The organism is Achromobacter piechaudii NBRC 102461 (assembly GCF_001571245.1).
Classification (GTDB): domain Bacteria; phylum Pseudomonadota; class Gammaproteobacteria; order Burkholderiales; family Burkholderiaceae_B; genus Achromobacter; species Achromobacter piechaudii.
This window is the reverse complement of the sequence record NZ_BCTK01000005.1, coordinates 930,570-954,439: the sequence shown is the minus strand read 5'-3', so window position 1 is coordinate 954,439 and position 23,870 is coordinate 930,570. Positions and strand designations below refer to the sequence as shown.

The window sequence follows — 23,870 nt, the reverse complement described above, 5'->3', positions numbered from 1 at the left end:
AAAAAAAGCAGCCACATGGGGCTGCTTTTTTCGACTGCGAAACACAGGCCTCAGACGACCTTCGGACGCTTGTCGATCACGCGACGCGCCTTGCCCGTCAGGGTGCGCTCGACATGGCCCGCGTCCGACACCTGGATACGCGCGCTGACGCCGATGTGCGTCTTCACGGCATGCTGCAACTGCTTGCCCAGGTTGTTGCGCTCGGCATCCGACAGCCCCGAGAACTCGGCGCGCACTTCCGTCAGGATTTCAAGCTCGTCCATGTTGCCGGTGCGGGACAGCACCAGCTGATAATGCGGCGCCAGTTGCGCAATCTTGAGCACCAGTTCTTCCACTTGCGTGGGGAACATGTTCACGCCGCGCACGATCAGCATGTCGTCGCTGCGGCCCGTGATCTTGCCGATGCGGCGCATGCTGCGCGCGGTGGCCGGCAACAGGCGCGTCAGGTCGCGCGTGCGGTAGCGGATGATCGGCATCGCTTCCTTGGTCAACGACGTGAACACCAGTTCGCCCGCTTCGCCGTCGGCCACGGGTTCGCCGGTATCGGGGTTGATGATCTCGGCGTAGAAGTGGTCTTCCCAGACGACCGGGCCGTCCTTGGTCTCGACGCACTCGCTGGCCACGCCCGGCCCCATCACTTCCGACAAGCCGTAGATGTCCACCGCGTCGATGCCCGCTTCGGCCTCGATGTCAGCGCGCATCTGGCCAGTCCAGGGTTCCGCGCCGAAGATGCCGATACGCAGCGAGCTTTGACGCGGATCAATGCCCTGGCGACGCTGTTCTTCCAGAATATTGCAGAAATAGGAGGGCGTGACCATGATGATGTCCGGACGGAAATCGTTGATCAGCTGCACCTGCTTTTCGGTCTGTCCGCCCGACATGGGAATGACCGTGCAGCCCAGGCGTTCCGCGCCGTAATGCGCGCCCAGGCCGCCGGTGAACAGGCCGTAGCCGTAGGCGATGTGCACGGTGTCGCCCGGCTTGCCGCCTGCCGCGCGAATCGATCGCGCGACCAGGTTCGCCCAGTTGTCCAGGTCGCCCTTGGTGTAGCCCACCACCGTCGGCTTGCCCGTGGTGCCACTGGATGCGTGGATGCGCGAAATGCGCTCGCGCGGCACCGCGAACATGCCGAACGGATAGTTGTCGCGCAGTTCCTTCTTCGTGGTGAAGGGAAACTTCGAAATGTCGGACAGCTGCTTCAGGTCATCGGGATGCACGCCCGCTTCGTCGAAGGCCTTCTTGTAGTGCGGGACATTGTCGTACGCGTGCTTGAGCGACCACTTCAGACGCTCAAGCTGCAACGCGCGCAGCTCGTCCTCGCTGGCATGCTCGATGGGGTCCAGCCCCGGCTTGCTCATGGTGTTGGACATGGTTATCTCTCTCCTGAAATTCTCTCTACGCCGGTCGGGTCGGCGCGCGGAATTCTCGTCCCGCGCTCATGCCGTCCCGCCGTTGGCCTTGTCTTTGGTTGGATGACGACTGTGTTCTTGGCTGGGGCTCACCGTCCTCAGCCTTCGGCCGGAACTCCCACGATCTGGCCTTTGATGCGATAGGAACGTCCACGGAACAGGGCGACATTGCGGCCGTCCTGGTTGGTGACCGTGACGTCGTAGACGCCCGTACGGCCCGCCAGCGAACGCTCTTGCGCCACGGCGGTCAGCAGGTCGCCCTCGAATCCCGGCGCCAGGTAATCGATGGTGCAGCCCGAAGCCACGGTGCTGACATTGCGGGAATTGCAGGAGAACGCGAACGCGCTGTCGGCCAGCGCGAAGATGAAGCCGCCGTGGCAGGTCTTGTGGCCGTTCAGCATGTCGGCGCGCACGCGCATCGTCAGCCGCGCATAACCGGGCGCCATTTCCTCGACTTTCATGTCCAGACCCTGCGAGGCCGCATCGCCCGCATACATGACGGTACCAACGGCCTGCGCCAATTCCTGGGGATCGCTGGGCGCTTCAACGGGGGGAACGTGCACGGTCATCATTGCCCCTTGAATTGCGGTTCGCGTTTGCCCAGGAAGGCCGCCACGCCCTCGGCGTAGTCGGCGCTCTGGCCCAGCTCGCGCATCATGTCCCGTTCCAGGTCCAGCTGCGTCGACAGGTCATTGCCCAGGCTTGCCTGCATGGCGCGCTTGGTGAACGCCAGGCCCTTGGTGGGCGCGGTCGAGAAATGCTGCGCCAGGCGCTCAAGCGTTGCGTCGAATTCTTCGTCCGCCACGCATTGCCAGATCAGGCCCCATTCCTCGGCCTGCTTGGCGCTGAGCTTGTCGCCCAGCATCGCCAGGCCCATGGCGCGCGCGCGGCCCACCAGGCGCGGCAGCGCGAACGTGCCACCGGTATCGGGGATCAGGCCCAGCCGGCAGAACGACTGAATGAAATTGGCCGATGCCTTGGCGATCACGATGTCGCCGGCGAACGCCAGGTTGGCGCCCGCCCCGGCGGCGACGCCATTCACCCCCACCACGACGGGCATGGGCAACGCGTTCAGGCGACGCACCAGCGGCGCGTAGAACTTGTCCACGGTTTCGCCCAGGTCTGGCGGCGTGCCGTCGGCCGAGGGCTTGCGTTCGCTCAGGTCCTGGCCAGCGCAAAAGCCACGGCCCGCACCGGTCAGCACCAGCACCCGCGCGCCTTCGGTTTCCACGCGCGTCAGTGCGTCGGCGACTTCACCGTGCATGTTGGCGGTGAAGCTGTTCAGCTTGTCCGGGCGGTTCAGCGTCAGGCGGACAATGCCGCCCGACAGGTCGAATTGAATATCCTGATAGCTCATAAGCGTCGCCCTGCTCAGACGTGACGGCGGGTTTGCACCACGCGGAAGCGGTTCGACACGAACGCGGTGTCGGACAACGCCGCATTGGCGGCCGGATTGGCGCCGGTGCCATGGAAGTCGCTGAATGCCGCGGTCTGGTTGACGAACACGGGGCCCGTCAGGTTCAACGACAGCGACACGCCCGACACTTCCGCCGCGTCCTGCACCTGGTCTGCCACTTGCGGATCAGTGGTGTAGGCCGACAAGGACAGCGCGCCATGTTCGATGACGCTGTCGCGCGCCAGCTTGATGCTGTGCGCGGTGGAATCGGTGGCGACCACGAACGCGATCGGGCCGAACCATTCCTGGCTGATCGCCGAATTGCCCGCTTCCGTGCGCAGCAGCAGCGGGGTGCGCACGCGTGCGTTTTCAAACTGCGGGTGCGTCAGCGTCTTGCTGTCGGCCACCACCGGCAGGCCCAGCGCGCGGGCCTTTTCGATACGTTCGACGATGCCGTCATTCTGGATGGCGCCCGTCAATTCCACGGCGCGGGCGGCATCGGCGCCCAGCTTGTCCAGCGCCACGCCCAGCGCGGCGGCCACGTCGTCGAAGCTGACCCGGCCTTCCGGCGTGTTGATGCCATCGCGCGGCACATAGATATTCTGCGGGGCCGTGCACATCTGGCCCGAGTACAGCGCCAGCGAGAAGGCCAGATTGCGCGCCACGCCCTTCAGGTCGTCGGTGGAATCGATGATGACCTGGTTGACGCCTGCCTTCTCGGTGTAGACCAGCGCCTGGCGAGCGTTGTTCTCCAGCCAGTCGCCGTTGGCGGTGCTGCCGGTGAAGTCCACGATTTTGACGGCCGGATCCAGCGCCAGCTTCTGCGCCGTGTCGTCGCCCGCTTCATGCGCGGCAAGCAGCACCACGTCGGGATCGAAGCCGGCTTCTTGCAGCACTTCGCGCGCGACCTTCACGGTGATGGCCAGGGGCAGGATTGCGCCGGGGTGCGGCTTGACGATGACGGTGTTGCCGGTGGCCAGGCTGGCGAACAGGCCGGGATAGCCGTTCCAGGTCGGGAAGGTCGAGCAGCCGATCACCAGCGCGACGCCACGCGGCACCACGGTGAATTGCTTTTCCATGCGGATCGGGTCGTTCTTGCCTTGCGGCTTTTCCCAGATCGCCACGCCCGGAATGCGCGACATTTCCTGCCATGCGTAGGTCACGGCTTCAAAGCCGCGATCCTGCGCGTGCGGGCCACCGGCCTGGAAGGCCATCATGAAGCCCTGGCCGGTCGTGTGCTGCACGGCGTAGGCGATTTCGAAACTGAGCTTGTTCAGGCGCGCCAGGATCTCCAGCGACACGCCCACCCAGGCTTGCGGGCCGGCGCGGCGCCAGTCTTCCAAGGCGCGCTTGGAAGCGGCGATCAGCTTGTCGACCGGCACGTGCGGATACGTAATGCCCAGGTCGAAACCATAGGGCGACTTCTCGCCACCCACGGTGCCATCGGCGTCGTGCAGGTTCAGAGGAAAGGGCTTGCCCTTGAGCGCTTCAAACGCCGCGCGGCCGTCGTCATTGGCGGTTTCGCCATAGTTGCGCGGGCTGGGCGATTCGGCAAACGGGCTCCAGTAGCCGCGCAGCGCGGCAGCCGCCAGGGATTGTTCCAGCACGGGCTGGTGACGCTCGAAGAATTTTTGGGACACTCTTGTCTCTCCAATGAATTAGGGGTCTGACTGGCTCGGGCCGCGTCAGGTTTCCTGGTCGAAGTCGATGACCAGGCGGTCGCTGACCGGAAAGCTCTGGCAACTCAATACGAAACCGCGCGCCACTTCGTAATCTTCAAGGGCGAAATTGGCATCCATGTCGACTTCGCCTTCGATGACCTTGCAGCGGCAGGTGGAACACACGCCGCCCTTGCACGAATACGGCAGCTCGATTCCCTGCGCCAGCGCCGAGTCCAGCACGCTGTCTTTATTCTTATCAATCACGAACATGCGGCTGTGGCCGTCCTGCACCACGGTCACTTCGCACTGGCCCTTGCCCGGCGCCTGCGGGGCATCGTGGCCGGTGCGCAATGCGCGCGGGCCCTTGGGCGCGCCGAACAGTTCGAACTTGATATTCGACTTCGGAATGCCGCGCGCCTGCAAGCGCTCGACCACGCTTTCCGTCATGGTCTGCGGACCACAGACAAAAGCGTAATCGATGTCTTCGGGGCTCATCCAGGCCGACATCAGCTGGTCGACCTTGTCGCCGTCCAGACGTCCGTTGAACAGTTCGATGTCCTGCGTCTCGCGGCTCATCACGTAGACCAGCGAGAAGCGTTCCATGTACTGGTTCTTCAGGTCTTCGATTTCTTCGCGGAACAACACGGCCGACGAGGCGCGGTTGCCGAAGAACAGCGTGAATTTGCTGCGCGGCTCGATGGACAGCGCGGTTTTCACCAGCGAGAACACCGGCGTGATGCCGCTGCCCACGGCGAACGCGACGTAATGGCGCTGGTTCTCGGGCGAGAAATCAACGGTGAAATTACCCGCCGGCGCCATCACTTCCAGCGTCTGGCCCGGTTGCAGTTCCTGGTTGGCCCAGCTTGAGAACGCGCCTTCATCGACCTTCTTGATGGCGACGCGCAGCAGCTTGTCGTGGGGCGCGGAACAGATCGAGTACGAGCGACGCAGTTCCTCGCCGTTCAGTTGCGTGCGCAGGGTCAGGTACTGCCCCGGCAGGAAGGCGAACTCGTCGGTCAGCGTGTCGGGCAGATCGAAGGTCACGACGACGGCGTCGCGCGTATTGCGCGCCACCGAGGCCACCTTCAAGGAATGAAATTGGTTGCTCATCTTGAAACCGCTCTCAGTGAGTCTTGAAATAGTCGAAGGGTTCGCGGCAAGACACGCAGCGATACAGCGCCTTGCACGAGGTGGACCCGAAGTTGCTGACCATGCGCGTATCGCTTGAACCGCAGCGCGGGCAAGCGATAGCGGGCGCGGCGGCGCGGCGGCTGATTCCCGAAATGTCGATGGCGCGCTCGGCGGGCGCGGCGATGCCGTAGCCCTTGAGCGCCTCGCGCCCCTTCTCGCTCATCCAGTCGGTCGTCCAGGCAGGAGCCAGGCGGGTATCGACACGAACGTCGGCCACGCCGTGGCGGGCCAGCGTCTGCTGGATGTCCTGGGTGATTTCGCGCATGGCGGGGCAGCCGGAGTACGTGGGGGTGATGACGACGACACAGGTGTCGCCTTCCCAGGTGACGTCCCGCACCACGCCCAGATCCACCACGGACAGCACGGGGATCTCCGGATCGGGGACCTCGTGCAGCCAGGCGTAGACCTGGTCGGCGGAAATGGGCGCCAGCGCGTTCACCACGTGGCTCCGGGATAGGCGCGCGGCAGGTACTGCATTTCGGCCAGCACGTAGCCCAGTTCTTCGGTGTGCTTGCCCTGGCGGCCGCCGCGATAGGCCAGATGATTGCCGGCCGCGTCTTCGGGCAAGGTCAGCGTGGCCTCTTCCAGCACTTCGCGCACGTGGGCCAGCCACGGTTCGCGCAGAGCGGCAAGCTCACAGCCGATGCCGCGCGCGGCCACGTCCTGGTCGACTGCGTCGTCGGCGAACAGTTCACCGGTGAAGCGCCAGGCGTCGTCGATGGCGGCCTGCATCTTGGCGTGGCTTTCTTCGGTGCCGTCACCCAGGCGCACCACCATGTCCGACGAGCGGCGCACGTGGTAGGTGACTTCCTTGATGGACTTGGCGGCGATGGCGGCGACGCGCTCATCGGACGATTGTTCCAGGCGCTGCAGCAGGAAGTAATGCCAGACGTCGAACAGGAACTGGCGCGCCATGGTGTCGGCGTAGTTGCCGTTGGCCCGTTCGACCAGCAATACGTTGTGGAATTGATGCGCGTCGCGGTGATAGGCCAGCGCGTCTTCGTCGCGGCCAGCGCCTTCGACTTCGCCCGCCAACGTCAGCCACATGCGCGCCTGGCCCAGCAGGTCCAGCGCGGTATTGGTCAGCGCCAGGTCTTCTTCGAGGATGGGGCCGTGCCCCGTCCACGCGCCCAGGCGCTGCGACAGGATGAGCGAGGAATCGCCCAGGCGCAGCAGGTATTCAAACAGATTCTTGTCCATGTCTCCCCCGCCGCCTTACATGTGCTTGATTTCTTCGGGCATCGGGAAAAACGTGGGATGCCGATAGACCTTGCTGTTGGCCGGCTCGAACAAGGGTTCCTTGTCGCCGGGGCTGCTGGCCGAGATGTCCGAGGCGCGCACGACCCAGATGCTCAGGCCTTCATTGCGGCGCGTGTAGACGTCACGCGCGTGGTTGATCGCCATTTCGGCGTCCGGGGCATGCAGGCTGCCGACGTGCTTGTGGGCCAGGCCGTGCTGGCTGCGGATGAACACTTCCCACAAAGGCCAGTCTTTGCTCATGATGAATATCCTTGGAAGACCGGGCGCGCGCGGCGCGCACCGGTTTGCAGTGAAGGTTGCTTAAGAGTTGTGCGGTCAGAAAGGTGCGCAGGCGAAGACGCTTCAGGCGGCCTTGCGTTGCGCCTTCTTGTCGGCGTGGGCCACCAGCGCGTCGCGCACCCAGGCGCCGTCTTCGTGCGCCTTGACGCGCGCGGCCAGCCGTTCGCGGTTGCACGGGCCGTTGCCCTTGAGCACGGCGTAGAACTCGCTCCAGTCGATCTCGCCGAAGTCATAGTGGCCGCGTTCGGCGTTCCACTTGAGATCGGGATCCGGCACGGTCAGGCCCAGGTATTCGGCCTGGGGCACGGTCTGGTCGACCATCTTCTGGCGCAGCTCGTCGTTGGAGAAGAGCTTGATCTTCCAGGCCATCGATTGCGCGCTGTTGGGCGAATCGGCGTCCGACGGGCCAAACATCATCAGGGCGGGCCACCACCAGCGGTTCAGAGAATCCTGGACCATCGCCTTTTGCTCGGGCGTGCCGTGCAGGCACATTTGCATCAGCAGATCGTAGCCCTGGCGCTGGTGGAAGGACTCTTCCTTACAGACCCGCACCATGGCGCGGGCGTAGGGGCCGTAGGAGCAGCGGCACAGCGGGATCTGGTTGATGATGGCCGAGCCGTCGACCAGCCAGCCGATCATGCCGATATCGGCCCAGCTGAGGGTCGGGTAGTTGAAGATGCTGGAGTACTTGGCGCGACCCGCGTGCAGGTCGTCGATCAGGTCGTCGCGCGACACGCCCAGCGTCTCGGCGGCGCTGTACAGATACAGCCCGTGGCCGGCCTCGTCCTGCACTTTGGCCAGCAGGATCGCCTTGCGCTTGAGCGACGGGGCGCGGGTGATCCAGTTGCCCTCGGGCAGCATGCCAACGATTTCAGAATGCGCGTGCTGCGAGATCTGGCGCACCAGCGTCTTGCGGTAGGCATCGGGCATCCAGTCCTTGGCCTCGATGCGCACGCCATCGTCTATGCGGCGCTGAAACGCCTGTTCGGGGCCTTCAAGCTGGTCTGCGGTCTTGACCTGCTTGACGCCGGTTTCGACGAGTTGAGCGTACATGTTTGTCTCCTTGAGACGGTTTGCGAAAACGCAAGGCAAACGTTCCACAGCGCCGTCATGTCATAGGCGGATTATTTAATACAAAAAAACCATTGTCAAACGCAAAGCTGTATCACATTGGATTTATGTATCATATTGCGGATCCTGATAACGGCCGCATCTGGCCCCCCTTATGGCAAACCCTCAGTCCCCCCTGGACCGTTTCCTGTCCCGCTTGTTGAAAAGCGATCCGCCTCGCGCCAAATCGCTCTGCGTCAGCTTGCTGGGGGACGCGCTCGCGCCCCATGGCGGAGCCATCTGGCTGGGCGATCTGATCGAATTGCTGGCCCCGCTGGGCATCAATGAACGCTTGTTGCGCACCAGCGTCTTCCGGCTGGTTGCGCAGAATTGGCTGCAATCGGAACGACATGGCCGCCGCAGCCTGTATCTGATTTCCGACCAGGGGCTGCGCCACACCGCCCACGCGTCGCAGCGCATCTACGAAGGCGCGACGCAGGACTGGAACGGCGAATGGACACTCGTGGCCTTGCCGCGCACCGGCAACGGGCTGGCCGAACGCGCCGAGCTGCGGCGCGAGCTGGTCTGGGAAGGTTTTGGCATGATCGCGCCGGGCCTGTTCGCGCATCCGCATACCGAGGCGAGTGCCGCGCACGACATCCTGGAAAAGCTGGGCATCCCGGACAAGGCGCTGGTGCTGTCAGCCCGCGACCTGGCGGGCGCGGGCGGCTTGCCCATCGCCAGCCTCGCATCGCAATGCTGGAACCTGGACGATGTGGCCGAGCAGTATCGCCAGTTCTCGCGCAATTTCGGGCCGCTGGAAAAGTTGCTGGAGGAAGCGCCCCCACCCGCCGACGCCTTTGTCGTGCGGGTCATGCTGCTGCACAACTGGCGCCGGATCGTGCTGCACGACCCGCAATTGCCCGGGCCCATGCTGCCCGACAACTGGCCGGGCCATGCCGCTCGCGCGCTATGCGGCCGTATCTACTGGAAGGTGTTCGACGCGTCGGAAACGCATCTGAACGCACGCGCCGGGCAGGACAACGAGCGTTACACGCCGTTGACGGCCGACGTCGAATCGCGTTTCGGGGGACGGCCGGCCTGAAAGGGCTAGTTCCATCGGTGCCGCGCCGCCGACTTGTCACCTGCGCAGGTATGGAACCCTCGCTTATCCGGCAGCGTCGTCGGGCGGCATCGACACGCCCAAGGTGTCAAGATGGCATTCGCCCGCGGCCTCACGGCCCGGCCCGATGCGGGTCAGGCCCCGCGCGGTGGCAATGAAAGACAACGTCCACGTCGCCAGGACCGGGCGGCCCAGCGCCGCGCCGCTGTCGGCGTCGATGCCGCTGGGCACATCAAGCGCCAACACGGGCACGCGCCAGCCATTGATCGTATCGACCAGCGCTTGCCAATATGCGTCCAACGGGCGATTCAGGCCTATGCCGAACATGCCGTCGATGAGCAGATCAGGACGTTCGGCAGGCAACGTGACAAGGCGTTGGCCTCCGGACGCAAGCCAGCCGGCCCAGGCGGCGGCCGCATCGGCGGGCAAGCTGGCGGGATCGGACGGCAATAAGACTTGAACGGAATAGCCCAACGCCCGCAGGCGCGTTGCGGCAACGACCGCATCGCCGCCATTGTTGCCGGGCCCTGCCACTGCCAGGATGGTTCCGCCCGGGCGCACCCGCTGGGCGACAAACGCGGCGGCCGCCGCGCCCGCCAAAGGCATCAGCGATGCGCCCGCCGCCAAGGCAGATTGCTCGGCGCGGCGGATCTGGGCGACGGAATGACAGGTCATGACAAAGCAACAGATAAGAAGCGGCTTGGTGGCGGGTTGCTGGAGGCGGCCCGGGCTACGCCGCCTGTCGCCGCGTGCTTACACTTTCAGCAAGTTTTCGCGGTAGTACTTGAGTTCGTCGATGGATTCGTAGATATCGGCCAGCGCTTCGTGGCGGCTCTTTTTCTCGAAGCCCTTGTACACCGCAGGCGCCCAGCGGCGCGCCAGCTCTTTCAGCGTGCTGACGTCCAGATTGCGGTAATGGAAGAATTGCTCCAGGCGCGGCATGTACGCAAACATGAAGCGGCGGTCCTGGCTGATGGTATTGCCGCACAGCGGCGATTTACCCGCCGGCACATGCTGCGCCAAAAACGCCAACAGCGTATCCTCTGCCTGCGACTCCGACACCGTGGATGCGCGAACCTTGTCGATCAAGCCACTTTTGCCGTGGGTCGATTTGTTCCAGTTGTCCATGGCGTCCAGCAGGGTGTCGGGCTGGTGTATGACCAGCACCGGGCCTTCTGCCACCACCGTCAGGTCGGGTTCCGTCACCACGACGGCCACCTCGATGATGCGTTCTTTCTCGGGGTCCAGCCCGGTCATTTCCATGTCCAGCCAGACCAGGCGATTTTCGTTCACAGCCATATAATTTGCCTATAAAACACGCGATTTTCGCACATCCCTATTTGAGCTAACCGCTTCGCCCATGTTCACACTGCTGTTCGTTGCTTTCCTGCTGGCCGATATCGCCGTGCGCCTGTGGCTGGCCGGTCGCCAGATCCGCCACGTTGCGCGCAACCGCGATCGCGTGCCGGATGAATTCTCGCCTCGCATCGGCTTGACCAGCCATCAGCGCGCGGCGGACTACACCATTGCACGCGTCAAGCTGGGCATGCTGGAACGCACCTACGACGCCATCTTGCTGGTGTGCCTGACCTTGATGGGCGGGCTGCAATTCATCGACCTGATGGTTGGCCAGCTTACCAGCAATGACTTTTTGCGCCAGTTGCTTTTGCTGGTCGTGGTGGCGCTGGTGCTGGGTGTGCTGGGGCTGCCATTCACGCTGTGGCGGCAGTTCAAGCTTGAAGCGCGCTTCGGCTTCAACCGGATGACGCCTGAACTCTTCATCGCGGATGCCGCCAAGGGCTTGCTGGTTGCCGCCGTGCTGGGCCTGCCGCTGGCCGCCGCCGTGCTGTGGCTGATGGGCAGCGCGGGCGCTTACTGGTGGGTGTGGGCCTGGGCGCTGTGGACCGTGTTCAACCTGGCGCTGCTGATCGTCTACCCGATGTTCATCGCCCCGCTCTTCAATAAATTCACACCACTTTCCGATCCGGAATTGGCCGGCCGCATCCAGCGCCTGGCGCAACGCTGCGGCTTTGCGCTCAATGGGCTGTTCGTGATGGACGGCTCGCGCCGCTCGGCGCACGGCAATGCCTATTTCACCGGCTTCGGACGTGCGCGCCGCATCGTGTTCTTCGACACCTTGCTCGCCCGCCTGAACGGCGACGAGATCGAAGCGGTGCTTGCGCACGAGCTGGGTCATTTCGCCAAGCGCCACATCATCAAGCGCATCCTCTTCAGCTTTGGCGCCGCGCTGGTCTTCTTCGCCATCCTGGGCTGGGTGTCACAACAGCCGTGGTTCTATATGGACCTGGGCGTGGTGCCTCAGCTGGGCGGACGCAACGACGCAATGGCGCTGCTGTTGTTCTTCCTGGTCATTCCCGTTTTTACTTTCATGTTCACGCCGTTGGCCAGCTGGTACTCGCGTCGCGACGAATTCGAAGCGGACCGCTATGCGGCCTCGCAAAGTTCGCCGCAACACCTGGTGTCCGCGCTGGTCAAACTCTACGACGACAACGCTGCTACGCTGACCCCCGACCCTGTGCATTCTGCCTTCTACGATAGCCATCCCCCCGCCGCCGAGCGCATCCGCCACCTGATGGCGTCCGCCGCATGAGCGCCCCGCGTAATGCCAGAAACGGCGCTCCGGCACCCGCCTCCGAGGCCGTGAACGGCCAGCTCGACGGCCGCATCATCGCGGCGCACGGGCGCCATTACACGGTAGAGCTTGCAGACGGCTCGCTGCGCAAGTGTTTCCCGCGCGGCAAGAAGGCCGGCGCCGCCGTCGGCGACCGCGTGCGCATCGCCCCGCAGGGCAAGGACGAAGGCGCGATCGACGCCATCCTGCCGCGCAGCAACCTGCTGTACCGCTCGGACGAAATGCGCTCCAAGCAGTTCGCTTCCAACGTCGACCAGCTGTTGATCGTGATCGCGGTGCAACCGACGTTCTCGGACGACCTGACCGGACGCGCGCTGGCCGGCGCCTGGAGCGCGGGCATCTCGCCGCTGATCGTCCTGAATAAAACCGATCTGACCGAAGAGCTGCCCGCCGCGCGCGCGCGTCTGGCGCCGATCGCCGCGCTGGGTGTGCCCGTCGTCGAACTCAGCGCGCTGGAACCTGAAAAGGTGCATACGCTGCTGGCGCCGCGTCTGGCGGGCCGCACCAACCTGTTGTTGGGACAAAGCGGCATGGGCAAATCCACGCTGCTCAATGCGCTGATCCCCGATGCGCGCGCCGCCACGCGCGAGCATTCCACCGCGCTGGACATGGGCAAGCACACCACCACCAGCACGCGCCTGTATCACCTGCCCGACCCGGGCGGCGACCTGATCGACTCTCCCGGGTTCCAGGCGTTCGGACTGCAACACCTGACGCGCGACGACATCATCCGTGGCTTCCCGGAGTTCACCAAGCCCATCGAACAATGCCGTTTCTACAACTGCACGCACCGGCGCGAACCGGGTTGCGGCGTGGTGGCCGCGCTTGAGGCGGGCCAGATCAATCCGCTTCGCTATGCGCTCTATGAGCGCATCCTGGAAGAAAACCTGGCCGGCCAGCAGCGCTATTGATTGCTGCGCGGCTTGAATTCGCGAACAAGCAAAACGGCCCGCAAGGGCCGTTTTCTATGCGGGCCTGGAAAACCGGGCGTGTCAGCGCGGCTGCAATCCGTTGCGCAACAGGTGGTACAGGTTGCGCAACATGCCGGCAGTCGCGCCCCAGATGAAATGCTTGCCGTAGGGCATCCCGTAGTAATTGCGCACACGTCCGTCGTCCAGCCTGGCTTCATACAGCCGATGGTTGGCCGGGTCCATCAGGAAAGACAGCGGCACCTCGAAGACTTCAGCCACTTCGAACGCGTCGGGCGCCAATTCAAAGCCGGGCCGCACCAGCGACACCACCGGAATGATCGAAAAGCCCGTTGCCGTCAGGTAAGGCGGCATGCTGCCCAACACTTCCACATGGTTGGCGGGCAATCCGGTTTCCTCGTGCGCCTCGCGCAAGGCGGCGGCAACCGGCGTCGGATCACTGGTTTCGATGCGCCCGCCTGGAAAGCTGATCTGCCCGGCATGATCGTGCAGATGGGCAGCGCGCTGGGTCAGCATGATGTGCACGCCGTTCTCGCGCGTGACCAGGGGAATCAACACGGCCGCTGGCACGGGCGTGCCCTCGCGTCCGGGATAGCGCAGGTCGGTGTCGCGCGAAAGTTCCAGCGTCCAGGTGGACGGCTGGTTCAGCGTGCCCCGCAGGCGATCCGGGGTCAACAGGCCCGCAGGTACGGCCGGCAAGGATTCGTTGGCAACGACCCACGGTTGCGTCGCCGGATCGAAGCCGGGGCGCACGAGCGGCCGTCGGGGCCGCGCAGAATACGAGGAATCAGACATACGGCTTTGCAAAAAGAAAAAGGCACCCTTGCAGGTGCCTTTTTAACCCGGAAACCTGTACCGGACGGAAACGCTGAATGGCGCGGACGTCCGACACTGGTAGGGCCGTGTGCCGATAAGCGATCAAGCCGCCGAGGCTTGCTTGCTGACCAGCTTTTCCTTGATACGCGCCGACTTGCCCGAGCGGTTGCGCAGGTAGTACAGCTTGGCGCGGCGCACGTCGCCGCGGCGCTTGACTTCGATGCCGGCGATTTGCGGCGAGTACAGCTGGAACGTACGTTCCACGGCTTCACCCGACGAAATCTTGCGCACGGTGAACGCGGAGTTCAGGCCGCGATTGCGCTTGGCGATAACAACGCCTTCGAAAGCCTGCACGCGCTTGCGGGTGCCTTCAACGACGTTCACGCTCACGATGACGGTGTCACCAGGAGCAAATTCAGGCTTGGCTTGGCCGCCGGTCAGACGGGCAATTTCTTCCTGTTCCAGGATAGCGATAAGGTTCATTAGAACTCCTAGATCATCATGTCTTTGCGGACTAAAGATTTTTGCCGTTCGATGTTGTTGCTCGTGCCGCAAGCAGAGGATGAGAGATTTGGCAAACCAATGATTCTACACCAAAAATTCCATCGGGCGTCGGGTAGAATGGCGCCCTTCCCGCAGCTTGCTGTACCCTTGCTGCTTCTGTAACAAACACGTCATCTGACGCTGTTCCCTCATGTCGTATACGTCCCTGATATTGGTCGTCCTGGCGGCGATGGCCCACGCAACGTGGAACCTGCTTGCCAAGCGCGCGGCCATGGTGGGCGCGCCTTTCGTGTTTGCCTACGGGCTGTGCGCATCGGTGCTCTATGCCCCCTGGGTGATCTGGGTATTGATCCACGACGGCATGACATGGACCTGGCCGGTCGTAGCCGCGATCCTGACTTCCAGCCTGTTGCACCTGGGCTACAGCCTATGCCTGCAACGCGGCTATCAGGTCGCCGACCTGTCGGTGGTGTATCCGATCGCGCGAGGCACCGGCCCGCTGCTTTCCACGACGGGCGCGTTCCTGCTGCTGGGTGAACCTGCCACCAGCACCGGCATCATCGGCATGCTGTGCGTGGTCATTGGCGTGCTATTGATCGCCACGCAGGGGCGCCTGACCATATTCAAGCAGGCGCAAGCCTGGGTCGGCGTGCGCTGGGGCGTGGTGATCGGCCTCTTCATTGCCGCCTACACCGTCGTGGACGCCTATGGCGTAAAAGTGCTGCTGATCAGCCCTGTGCTGTTCGACTGGTTTACCTGCGTCACGCGCACCGCCATGATGACGCCACACATGATGGGTCGACGCGCCCAAGCCTGGCAGTCCATGCGCGGCCATTGGCATTTGGCGTTGGCGGTAGGTCTGCTGTCCCCGCTGGGCTACATCCTGGTGCTGTACGCCTTGCGCAACGGTGCACCGTTAAGTCTGGTCGCGCCTGCCCGGGAAATGTCGATGATGCTGGGCACCTTGGCGGGCATGTTCCTGCTGCGTGAAAAAGTCGGGCCGGGCCGCCTGGCCGGCTGTCTGTCGATCCTGATCGGCGTGGTGCTGCTGGGCTCGAGCTGAAACGCCATTCTTGCGCGGTGAACGCTACTGTCGTTGCGGCATCCGACTCACAAGCGTATGTCACGGATCACTGAGGTGCATCGTCACATGCTGGCGTGAGAACGCGGTGATCAACTGGCGCTACGGGCGAACTTGACGGCCGGCCTCGGCAACTCAGCCACACTCAAAACCCGGCGGCTGCGCCCAACCACATCAGGCCGGGGATGATCGCGCCCCACGCCAATACCATCACCACATCCAGCACCATCGCTTTCATCGTGACCTGCGACGACACAGGCTCGACCGTGGCGTTGCCCAGGCTACGTTCGCGCGGCGCAGGCGTTGCAAAGGCGGGGGCAAACGCGGGCGCCAGGGCGCCAGCGCGGGCGGGATCCAGGGCCGGCGCAAATGCAGACGTGACAGGCGACGCGAGGGCGGAAGCCGAAGCGCGAGCCAACACCGGCTCTGCCGTGGGACGTCCGGCAGGTATCGAAGCTGGCGTGGGGATGTTCGCGGATGCAGGCAGCGTTGCGCCCTGCTCCACCAGCGCGCTCTCTTCTACCGGCGCGGGCGGAAAAGGCCAGCGCGCGGGCGACGTGCCCGAGCGGCTGCGCTGACGCGGTTCAGCGTTCGACGACGCCGTGTTCCAGGGCAAGGCCAGACCCGCAAGCCTGGCGCACACAGCACGGGCGCGATACGCGCCACGGCGCAGCGGATTGAGCGTGACGACGAGCTCGTCCGACAATACAGAAAAATCAGCGGTGTTCATAAGAACTCCTTGAAGAAGCGATTCCACGCCGCCGCAGCGGCCGACACGGCGACTGGCCGCGATCAATCGAACAGCGACAACTGGCCGGCCGCCAGCGCGCGCAACTGGCGCGCACCGCGCCCATATGCACCACTGACCGCCGGCAATCCGCCAGGAAGGGGGACCCCTGAAGACGCTTGCGCGCCAACCGGGGATAGGAAATCGGAAGTAGTCGTAGCGACTGAAGGCGTTGCTACCGACGAAAACTCAGCGGCCAGCGATACACCGGCCGGGGAATCCGCATGCGACGCTGCGGACCGCAATGGACTCACCTCGGCCGAACCCGCAGGGCGCTCTGCAAAAGATCGATGGCTTGCCCCGGCCGCGAACAGCGACGGCGTGGCGCCAGCGGCAAGCGGCGGCTGAAAGCGATCGCAATCCAGTTCGAGCCGGTGGCGGTTCAAGCCAAGCTTGCGCGTGGCGACGGTAAAGCGCTGGCGCAGCAGATCCGCCCAGACGCCCGTCCCACGCATGCGCGAGCCGAAATTCGGATCGTTGCGGCGGCCGTTGCGCAGGTCTTCTATGCGGTGCAGCACACGCTGGGCGCGATCCGGGTAATGGGCGTTGAGCCAGTCCTCGAACAGCGTCTTGACCTCCCAGGGCAGGCGCAAGACGGTGTAGCTGGCGTAGTGCGCGCCGGCCGCCTTGGATTCCTGGAGGATGTGCTCCATGGATTCATCGTTGATGAATGGAATGACGGGCGCCACCAGCACGCCCACCGGCACGCCCGCGTCGGTCAAGCTGCGCACCGCCTCAAGCCGGCGCCACGGCGCGGCGGCACGCGGTTCCAGCGTGCGGGCCATGCCGGCGTCCAGGGTGGTGATGCTGATGTAGACCACGACCAGATTCTGCTCGGCCAAGGCCGCCAGCAGATCGAGATCCCGAGCGACCAGCGCATTTTTCGTGACGATGGTGACGGGGTGGCGCGTTTCCAGCATCAGTTCCAGGATGCCGCGCGTCAGGCGCCAATCCCGCTCGATGGGTTGATACGCGTCGGTCGCCGAGCCGATATTGATGGGCGAAGGCTTATAGCCCGGGCGTCCGAGTTCGGCGCGCAGCGCATCGACGGCATTTGCCTTGGCCACCAGACGGGTTTCGAAGTCCAGCCCGGGCGACATGCCCAGATACGAATGCGTGGGCCGGGCATAGCAGTACACGCAGCCGTGCTCGCAACCCCGGTAGGGATTGACCGCAACGTCGAAGGGAATATCGGGCGAGTCATTGCGCGACAGCATCTTGCGCGCCGCTTCGGCGGTGACCGTGGTCTTGGGCGCGGGCGGAGCCAGCCGCGAATCGGGCACGATCGGAATGACCATTGCGCCGTTGCGCCCCCGGACTGCATCCAGGGCAGAGGGATCCGAAGATCGGTTTTGAGCTTGGTCTGAAGGCGGGTGTGAAGCCGGGTTTGAAGCCTGGTCGGCGAACTGATCCGGCAGATTATCGGGGACGGACTCTACAAAATCCGCCGGCAACCCGGAGCCGGACCAACCATCGTCGACCTGCACACGGTCATCGCGTTCAAAGCGATGCCGAACATTAGTAACCGCACCCCGACCGCGCAAGGCGGCGGGGGCGGCAGCCGGGGACCCAGAACCGGCGGGAAAAGAATGATCGGTGCGTGCCATAAAAACTACTGTACAAAAACACAGTGGTTTTGACAAGCACCAAAAGCCTTTTCGTAAGACAGCCCCACTTTACCGCAAGACGCGGAGCGCGTCTGAACAAATCGATTTCATCAGGCGATATCGCCCGGAAACCCGCGCCCGCATTGGGTTTGGAATAAAAACAACACCAAAAAACCCAGCTGAAAACCGTTGTTTTCCGGCCCGCTTGCGGCCTACCGCAACATGCCCGCGGCAGCGGTCTGATGCGTGGCTTCATCGATCAAAATAAACGCGCCAGTGGTCGGCACATCGGCATAGCGATCGACGGCCAGCGCCTCGCGCGTCGTGAACGTCACCCGCCCGATGTCGTTCATGCGCAAGGTGCCTTCAGTGTTCTCGACTTCCTGCAATTCGTGTATGTCGCGATGCGTGATCACGGCGCGGATCTTTGCCGACGTCAACCGCGTGCCCGACTTCAACAGATACTTGCGCGCCGGATTCAACGCTTGCGCATCCAGCCAGCACAACTCGGCTTCGAACTCGCGCGTGACTTGCGCGGGCGCTGCCGTATGCACGATCACGTCACCACGCGACACGTCGACATCGCGGTCCAGCACCACCGTGACCGAATCGCCCGCCACCGCCTCATCCAGCACGCGATCGAAGACGCGCACTTCGCGCACCACGGCGCTCACGCCCGAGGGCTGCACCGTGACGGCATCTCCCGCGCGCAACACGCCGCTGGCGACACGGCCCGCATGGCCGCGAAAATCTTCCTTGCGATCGCCGTCATGCCGGGCGACCCACTGCACCGGAAAACGCAGCGGCAGCGCGCGTCCGTCGCTGGCCAGGTCCAATGATTCCAGCAACGCCAGCAAGGGCTGGCCTTCATACCAGGGCGTCTTTGGCGACAGCGTCACCACGTTGTCGCCGTTCAGCGCAGACAAGGGCAGCGCGTCGAAATGCGCGATGCCCAGCTTGGCGGCCAGTTCGGCATAGGCATCGCGTATGCGGTCGAACACCGCGCGGTCCCAATCCACCAGGTCCATCTTGTTCACGGCGACCACGATGTGGCGGATGCCCAGCAGGCGCGCGATGGTGCTGTGGCGCTTGGTCTGCGGCAGCAGCTTGCCGTCCGCCGCGCGCGTGGCGTCGATGAGGATGACCGCGACGTCCGCCGTCGACGCGCCGGTGACCATGTTGCGCGTGTATTGCTCATGGCCGGGCGCGTCGGCAATGATGAATTTGCGCGCGGGCGTGGAGAAGTACCGATAGGCCACGTCGATGGTGATGCCCTGCTCGCGCTCGGCCTCCAGGCCATCTGTCAGCAGGGAAAAGTCGATCCCGTCGCCCGCCACCCGCTTGTGCTTGGCGCGCGAGATGGCGTCGAGCTGATCGGCGAACACGCCCTTGCTGTCGTAGAGCAGTCGGCCGATCAACGTGGACTTGCCATCATCGACGGAGCCCGCCGTGATCAGGCGCAGCACGCCGGTGCCGGCGCCGGAAAGAAAAGAATCGTTCAGTGCATTCATGGTGCGTCCCCTGCCGCCGGCTTTGGCCGGCGTTGTGCATTCAGAAATAGCCTTCCTTCTTGCGGCGCTCCATCGAGGCCTCGGAAGTCTGGTCGTCCATGCGCGTGGCGCCGCGCTCGGTGATGTCGGTCACCGCCGTCTCGGCGATGATGGCGTAGGTGTCGGCGGCGTCAGAAGCCACCGGGCAGGTGCACGAGATATCGCCCACCGTGCGAAAGCGCACGGGCAGCCGCTCGACCTGCTCGCCGTCTTGCGGCGGGGTCAAGCGCGTCACCGGCACAAGCAGTCCCTTGCGGCGCACGACCTCGCGTTCGTGGCTGAAATAAATAGGCGGCAACGCCAGTTGCTCGCGCTGGATGTACTGCCAGACGTCCAGTTCCGTCCAGTTCGAAATCGGAAACACGCGCATGTTCTCGCCGCGATGCACGCGGGTGTTGAACAGGCTCCACAACTCGGGGCGCTGCGCCTTCGGATCCCATTGGCCGAATTCATCGCGGAACGAAAAAATGCGTTCCTTGGCGCGGGCCTTTTCCTCGTCGCGGCGCGCCCCGCCGATGCAGGCGTCAAAGCCGAATTCCTCGATGGCTTCCAGCAGCGTGACCGCCTGGGCCGCGTTGCGCGAATCGGTTTCGCGGCGCAGCACCACGCTGCCGCGCTTGATCGAATCCTCGACGCTGCGCACGATCAGGGTCTCGCCCAACTCGGCGGCGCGCTGGTCGCGGAAAGCGATGACTTCGTCGAAGTTATGGCCGGTGTCGATATGCATGAGCGGAAACGGAAAGCGCCCAGGACGGAACGCTTTTTCCGCCAGGCGCAACAGCACCACGGAATCTTTACCGCCCGAGAACAGCAGCACGGGCTTTTCGCTTTCGGCGGCTACCTCGCGCATGATGAATATCGCTTCGGATTCCAGCCAATCCAGATGGCTGCGTTGGATTACGGCAGACATGGGTTATTCCCCTAAGACACAGATTTTGAATTCATGGACGGCGTCATGCGCCGCGCGTCACGACATTGATGACGCGGTTGCCCGCGTGCAGCCCGCATTCCTTGGAGTCCGACGACTCCCACCACCAACGCCCCGCTCGCACGTCTTCGCCCGGTCGGATGGCGCGCGTACAGGGCTCGCATCCGATCGACGGATAGCCCTGGTCATGCAAGGGGTTGTAGGGAATGTCCAGCGCGCGGATCACGCCCCAGACCTCGTCCTCGCTCCATTCGGCCAGCGGATTGAACTTATAGAGACCGAACACGGGGTCTTGCTCCTGCAACGGCAATTCGCCGCGCGTGGTGGACTGCTGGCGCCGCTGCCCGGTGATCCAGGCGCCGCGTCCGGACAACGCACGGCGCAGCGGCTCGACCTTGCGGATCTGGCAACAGGCCTTACGCAGTTCGACGCTCTCGTAAAAGGCATACGCGCCGTGCTCCGCCACATGCTGCTCGACCGCTTCTGCCTCGGGCCGGTACACCGTGACGTCGCGCCCATAGCGCGCGCTGACGGCTCCCAGCACGCCCAGCGTTTCGGCATGCAGCCGCCCCGTGTCCAGGGTGAACACTTCCAGGTCCAGTCCCGAGTCGTAGATGGCGTGGGTCAAGAGCATGTCCTCGGCCGCCAGCGACGACGCTAGCGCGGCGTCCGGATAACGTTGCTGCACATCGGCCAGCCGCTGTACCAGCGCCTGCCAGCGTTGCGCCAGGGCGGCGTCTTGAAGCGAGGGAGTATCGAAAGTCGTCGTCATGGTTGCACCGCAAAAATCCGGGCACGCCGAGGACGCGCCAACAAGGTATCGCCATCGCGCAGATCCAGTTCCCGGTACAGGTGTTCAGGCACTTGCGCTTCGATGATGGCGTCGGAATCCTGGCGCGCCAGCTCCAGATAGGCGCTGGGTCCCGCCAGATAGGCATGCGACAGGCGCACCGCAATGCCCTGCCCACCGGCCTGATAGCGCTCGATGTCGAATTCGTGCGGACGCACGTAGGCGGTGGCGCGCCGGGCATCGTCTTGCGCCAGCTCCGGCGCGGGCAGCGACAGCCCTGCGCCTTCCCACACGCCGCGCGCAGCCATCCCCTGCAACTGGTTCACGTCGCCCAGGAAGCCGTAGACGAACGGCGTCGCGGGGCGTTCCCACACTTCGCGCGGCGAGCCCACCTGTTCGATGCGGCCCGCGTTCATCAGCACCACGCGGTCGGAAACCTCAAGCGCTTCTTCCTGGTCATGCGTCACGAACACACTGGCCACGTTCAGCTCGTCATGCAGGCGGCGCAGCCAGCGACGCAATTCCTTGCGCACCTTGGCGTCCAGCGCGCCGAAGGGTTCGTCCAACAGCAGCACGCGCGGCTCCACTGCCAAGGCGCGGGCCAGCGCGATACGTTGTCGCTGTCCGCCCGACAACTGCGCGGGATAGCGATCAGCCAGCCAATCCAGCTGCACCAAGGTCAGCAGGTCATGCACCTTGCGCTGGATCTGGTCTTCGGACGGGCGCTGCGAACGGTGCTTGACGCGCAGGCCGAAGGCCACGTTCTCGAACACCGTCATGTGCTTGAACAGCGCGTAGTGCTGAAAGACGAAGCCGACCTGGCGCTGGCGCACGTCCACCGCCGTAGCGTCTTCGCCCGCAAACAGCACGCTGCCCGAATCAGGCGATTCCAGGCCAGCGATGATGCGCAGCAGCGTGGTCTTGCCGCAGCCGGACGGCCCCAGCAATGCCACCAGCTCGCCGGTTTCAATGTGCAGCGACACGTCGTCAAGCGCCTTGAACTGGCCAAACCGCTTGGATAGATTTCGAACCTCAATACTCATGTCTGTCTCCGAGGGCCGTCGCGTCACGCGACGGCCGGCTTGATCGTGGCCGTCGCCGCGCCGGGATACTCGACCGGCACGTCGGCGGCACGCAGCAGGCGCGCGTTGCGCCACTCGACCACGTTCTTGGCCACCAATGTCACCAGCGCCAGCAGCGCCAACAGCGAGGCCACGGCGAACGCCGCCGAATACTGGTATTCGTTGTAGAGAATCTCAACGTGCAGCGTCATCGTGTTGGTCAGCCCGCGCACCTGCCCCGACACGACCGACACCGCGCCGAATTCGCCCATGGCGCGCGCATTGCACAAGATGGCCCCGTACAGCAGTCCCCACTTGATGTTGGGCAGCGTCACGCGCCAGAAGATCTGCCAACCGCTGGCGCCCAGCGTCAGCGCGGCCTGTTCCTCTTCGCTGCCTTGCGCCTGCATCAGCGGGATCAGTTCGCGCGCGACAAAGGGAAAGGTCACGAACAAGGTCGCCAGGACGATGCCGGGCACCGCGTAGACGATCTTCCAGTCGTGGTCCTGAAGCCAGCCGCCCAGCCACCCCTGCGTGCCGAACAACAGGATGAAGACCAGGCCGGCCACCACGGGCGACACCGAGAACGGCAGGTCGATCAGCGTGATCAAGAATTGCTTGCCGCGAAATTGGAACTTGGTGATGGCCCACGCGGCGGCCACGCCAAACACCAGATTGACCGGCAGTGCGATCGCCGCCACCAGCAAGGTCAACCGGATGGCGGACAGCGCATCGGGCTCGACGATGGCGTCCAGGTACAGTTGCCAACCTTTCTTGAAGGCTTCGGCGAACACCGCCGCCAGCGGCACCAGGAGGAACAGGGTCAGAAAAGCCAGCGCCACGAACAACAAGATGCCGCGCACCCAGCGCGGTTCGGTCAAGTGAGCAGGACGATCCGATGCGCTCATGCCAGCCTCCCGAGATTGCGGCGGGCCTGCCAGCCTTGCAGCATGTTGATGACAAAGAGCATGACGAAGGACAGCAGCAGCATCACGGTGGCGATGGCGGCCGCGCCCGCATAGTCGAACTGCTCAAGTTTGGAGATGATCAAAAGCGGCGTGATCTCGGACACCATCGGCATGTTGCCCGCGATGAACACCACCGATCCGTATTCGCCCACCGCGCGCGCGAACGCCAGCGCAAAGCCCGTCATCAATGCCGGCGCGATGGTCGGCAGCAGCACGCGCCGGATGGTCTGCCAGCGGCTGGCGCCCAGGCTGGCGGCGGCTTCCTCGATCTCGCGCTCCACGTCTTCCAGCACGGGTTGCACCGTGCGCACGACGAAAGGCACGCCAATAAAAATCAGCGCAATCACGATGCCTAGCGGCGTGAATGCGACCTTCAACCCGAACCACTCCGACAACGGCCCGCCCAGCCAGCCCTTTTGCGAATACAGCGCGGTCAGCGCGATGCCGGCCACCGCCGTGGGCAACGCGAACGGCAGGTCCACCAGCGCGTCCAGGATCTTCTTGCCGGGAAAGCGATAACGCACCAGCACCCAGGCCACCACGGACCCGAACACCAGATTGACCAGCGCGGCAACGAGCGACGCGCCAAAGGTCAGCTGATACGAGGCCATCACGCGCGGCGCAGTCACCGTATCCCAGAACCCCTGCCAACCCAGCTCCGCGCTCTTGATGGGCAAGGCGGCAAGCGGAATCAGCACCAGCAGGCTCAGGTACAGCACCGCATACCCCATGGATATACCGAAGCCGGGCAGCACGCCCGGGCTGTTGCGCCGCACGGCAAAAGGCGCTTGCGCGCCGTTCGCCGTCGGGGGGGAGGCAGTCGTCAT

At 64.2% G+C, this 23,870-nt stretch carries 24 protein-coding genes and 1 pseudogene; 4 read left to right on the top strand and 21 right to left on the bottom strand.

Annotated features, from left to right (window positions below; genetic code table 11):
• Positions 1-50: 50 nt before the first annotated feature.
• The 9 genes from paaK to paaA form a co-directional block, all read right to left on the bottom strand.
• Entirely contained in the window at positions 51-1,370 is a 1,320-nt protein-coding gene (paaK, locus tag API01S_RS10990; protein ID WP_006218252.1) for a phenylacetate--CoA ligase PaaK, read from the bottom strand.
• 137 nt (positions 1,371-1,507) lie between these two features.
• Positions 1,508-1,978, bottom strand: coding sequence for a hydroxyphenylacetyl-CoA thioesterase PaaI (gene paaI, locus API01S_RS10985; protein ID WP_039883982.1), 471 nt, complete (start codon positions 1,976-1,978; stop codon positions 1,508-1,510).
• On the bottom strand, positions 1,978-2,766 hold the full coding sequence (gene paaG / locus API01S_RS10980; RefSeq protein ID WP_061304475.1) for a 2-(1,2-epoxy-1,2-dihydrophenyl)acetyl-CoA isomerase PaaG: 789 nt from the start codon (positions 2,764-2,766) through the stop codon (positions 1,978-1,980). The genes paaI and paaG overlap by 1 nt, the downstream gene beginning before the upstream one ends.
• 14 nt (positions 2,767-2,780) lie before the next feature.
• Positions 2,781-4,445 (bottom strand): phenylacetic acid degradation protein PaaN, encoded by a 1,665-nt coding sequence (gene paaN, locus API01S_RS10975; protein ID WP_061304473.1) that lies wholly within the window; start codon positions 4,443-4,445, stop codon positions 2,781-2,783.
• A gap of 45 nt (positions 4,446-4,490) precedes the next feature.
• Entirely contained in the window at positions 4,491-5,576 is a 1,086-nt protein-coding gene (gene paaE, locus API01S_RS10970) for a 1,2-phenylacetyl-CoA epoxidase subunit PaaE (protein WP_006218248.1), read from the bottom strand.
• 13 nt (positions 5,577-5,589) lie between these two features.
• The gene (gene paaD / locus API01S_RS10965; RefSeq protein WP_039882971.1) at positions 5,590-6,096 is read right to left on the bottom strand and encodes a 1,2-phenylacetyl-CoA epoxidase subunit PaaD; all 507 of its coding nucleotides are present in this window, start codon (positions 6,094-6,096) and stop codon (positions 5,590-5,592) included.
• Positions 6,093-6,857 carry a 1,2-phenylacetyl-CoA epoxidase subunit PaaC gene (paaC, locus tag API01S_RS10960; RefSeq protein ID WP_061304472.1) on the bottom strand — a complete coding sequence of 255 codons (765 nt, stop codon included), beginning with the start codon at positions 6,855-6,857 and terminating at the stop codon, positions 6,093-6,095. Before paaC ends, paaD begins: the two co-directional genes overlap by 4 nt.
• 15 nt (positions 6,858-6,872) lie before the next feature.
• Positions 6,873-7,157, bottom strand: a complete 285-nt coding sequence (gene paaB, locus API01S_RS10955; protein ID WP_006218245.1) for a 1,2-phenylacetyl-CoA epoxidase subunit PaaB — start codon at positions 7,155-7,157, stop codon at positions 6,873-6,875.
• Positions 7,158-7,259: 102 nt separating this feature from the next.
• The gene (gene paaA, locus API01S_RS10950; RefSeq protein WP_006218244.1) at positions 7,260-8,249 is read right to left on the bottom strand and encodes a 1,2-phenylacetyl-CoA epoxidase subunit PaaA; all 990 of its coding nucleotides are present in this window, start codon (positions 8,247-8,249) and stop codon (positions 7,260-7,262) included.
• Positions 8,250-8,421: 172 nt separating this feature from the next.
• Between paaA and paaX the strand changes: the two genes are divergently transcribed.
• Positions 8,422-9,351, top strand: a complete 930-nt coding sequence (paaX, locus tag API01S_RS10945) for a phenylacetic acid degradation operon negative regulatory protein PaaX (protein ID WP_050727763.1) — start codon at positions 8,422-8,424, stop codon at positions 9,349-9,351.
• A 63-nt stretch (positions 9,352-9,414) separates the two neighbouring features.
• On the opposite strand, the gene API01S_RS10940 is transcribed toward paaX, so the two are convergent.
• Positions 9,415-10,044 carry an NAD(P)H-hydrate epimerase gene (locus tag API01S_RS10940; RefSeq protein WP_061304469.1) on the bottom strand — a complete coding sequence of 210 codons (630 nt, stop codon included), beginning with the start codon at positions 10,042-10,044 and terminating at the stop codon, positions 9,415-9,417.
• 78 nt (positions 10,045-10,122) lie between these two features.
• Entirely contained in the window at positions 10,123-10,668 is a 546-nt protein-coding gene (gene orn / locus API01S_RS10935) for an oligoribonuclease (protein WP_006218241.1), read from the bottom strand.
• A 61-nt stretch (positions 10,669-10,729) separates the two neighbouring features.
• Here orn and API01S_RS10930 point away from each other — a divergent pair, with 61 nt between their 5' ends.
• Both API01S_RS10930 and rsgA read left to right on the top strand, forming a co-directional pair.
• On the top strand, positions 10,730-11,980 hold the full coding sequence (locus tag API01S_RS10930) for a M48 family metallopeptidase (protein ID WP_050727766.1): 1,251 nt from the start codon (positions 10,730-10,732) through the stop codon (positions 11,978-11,980).
• A complete protein-coding gene (gene rsgA, locus API01S_RS10925) occupies positions 11,977-12,933 on the top strand; it encodes a ribosome small subunit-dependent GTPase A (RefSeq protein ID WP_006218239.1) in 957 nt (318 codons plus the stop codon). The genes API01S_RS10930 and rsgA overlap by 4 nt, the downstream gene beginning before the upstream one ends.
• A gap of 81 nt (positions 12,934-13,014) precedes the next feature.
• Here rsgA and API01S_RS10920 read toward each other — a convergent pair whose 3' ends face one another.
• On the bottom strand, positions 13,015-13,746 hold the full coding sequence (locus tag API01S_RS10920) for a CoA pyrophosphatase (protein WP_085947646.1): 732 nt from the start codon (positions 13,744-13,746) through the stop codon (positions 13,015-13,017).
• A gap of 123 nt (positions 13,747-13,869) precedes the next feature.
• Positions 13,870-14,250 (bottom strand): 50S ribosomal protein L19, encoded by a 381-nt coding sequence (gene rplS / locus API01S_RS10915; RefSeq protein WP_006218237.1) that lies wholly within the window; start codon positions 14,248-14,250, stop codon positions 13,870-13,872.
• A gap of 211 nt (positions 14,251-14,461) precedes the next feature.
• On the opposite strand from rplS, the gene API01S_RS10910 reads away from it, so the two are divergent.
• Positions 14,462-15,334 (top strand): DMT family transporter, encoded by an 873-nt coding sequence (locus API01S_RS10910; RefSeq protein ID WP_006218235.1) that lies wholly within the window; start codon positions 14,462-14,464, stop codon positions 15,332-15,334.
• Between the two features lie 163 nt (positions 15,335-15,497).
• On the opposite strand, the gene API01S_RS10905 is transcribed toward API01S_RS10910, so the two are convergent.
• The 8 genes and pseudogenes from API01S_RS10905 to cysT form a co-directional block, all read right to left on the bottom strand.
• Positions 15,498-16,082, bottom strand: coding sequence for a hypothetical protein (locus API01S_RS10905; protein ID WP_061304467.1), 585 nt, complete (start codon positions 16,080-16,082; stop codon positions 15,498-15,500).
• Positions 16,083-16,453: 371 nt separating this feature from the next.
• A pseudogene (locus tag API01S_RS10900) lies at positions 16,454-17,746 on the bottom strand (PA0069 family radical SAM protein); the annotation flags it as partial.
• Between the two features lie 212 nt (positions 17,747-17,958).
• Positions 17,959-19,257: a sulfate adenylyltransferase subunit 1 gene (locus API01S_RS10895; RefSeq protein ID WP_061304464.1), complete on the bottom strand. Its 1,299-nt coding sequence runs from the start codon at positions 19,255-19,257 to the stop codon at positions 17,959-17,961.
• Between the two features lie 40 nt (positions 19,258-19,297).
• Positions 19,298-20,206, bottom strand: coding sequence for a sulfate adenylyltransferase subunit CysD (gene cysD, locus API01S_RS10890; protein ID WP_061304462.1), 909 nt, complete (start codon positions 20,204-20,206; stop codon positions 19,298-19,300).
• Between the two features lie 43 nt (positions 20,207-20,249).
• Complete coding sequence (locus API01S_RS10885; protein WP_061304460.1) at positions 20,250-20,996, bottom strand: phosphoadenylyl-sulfate reductase; 747 nt, start codon at positions 20,994-20,996, stop codon at positions 20,250-20,252.
• Positions 20,993-22,057 carry a sulfate/molybdate ABC transporter ATP-binding protein gene (locus API01S_RS10880; protein WP_050727771.1) on the bottom strand — a complete coding sequence of 355 codons (1,065 nt, stop codon included), beginning with the start codon at positions 22,055-22,057 and terminating at the stop codon, positions 20,993-20,995. Before API01S_RS10880 ends, API01S_RS10885 begins: the two co-directional genes overlap by 4 nt.
• A gap of 23 nt (positions 22,058-22,080) precedes the next feature.
• Entirely contained in the window at positions 22,081-22,983 is a 903-nt protein-coding gene (cysW, locus tag API01S_RS10875; RefSeq protein ID WP_006218228.1) for a sulfate ABC transporter permease subunit CysW, read from the bottom strand.
• Positions 22,980-23,870: a sulfate ABC transporter permease subunit CysT gene (cysT, locus tag API01S_RS10870; protein ID WP_061304647.1), complete on the bottom strand. Its 891-nt coding sequence runs from the start codon at positions 23,868-23,870 to the stop codon at positions 22,980-22,982. Before cysT ends, cysW begins: the two co-directional genes overlap by 4 nt.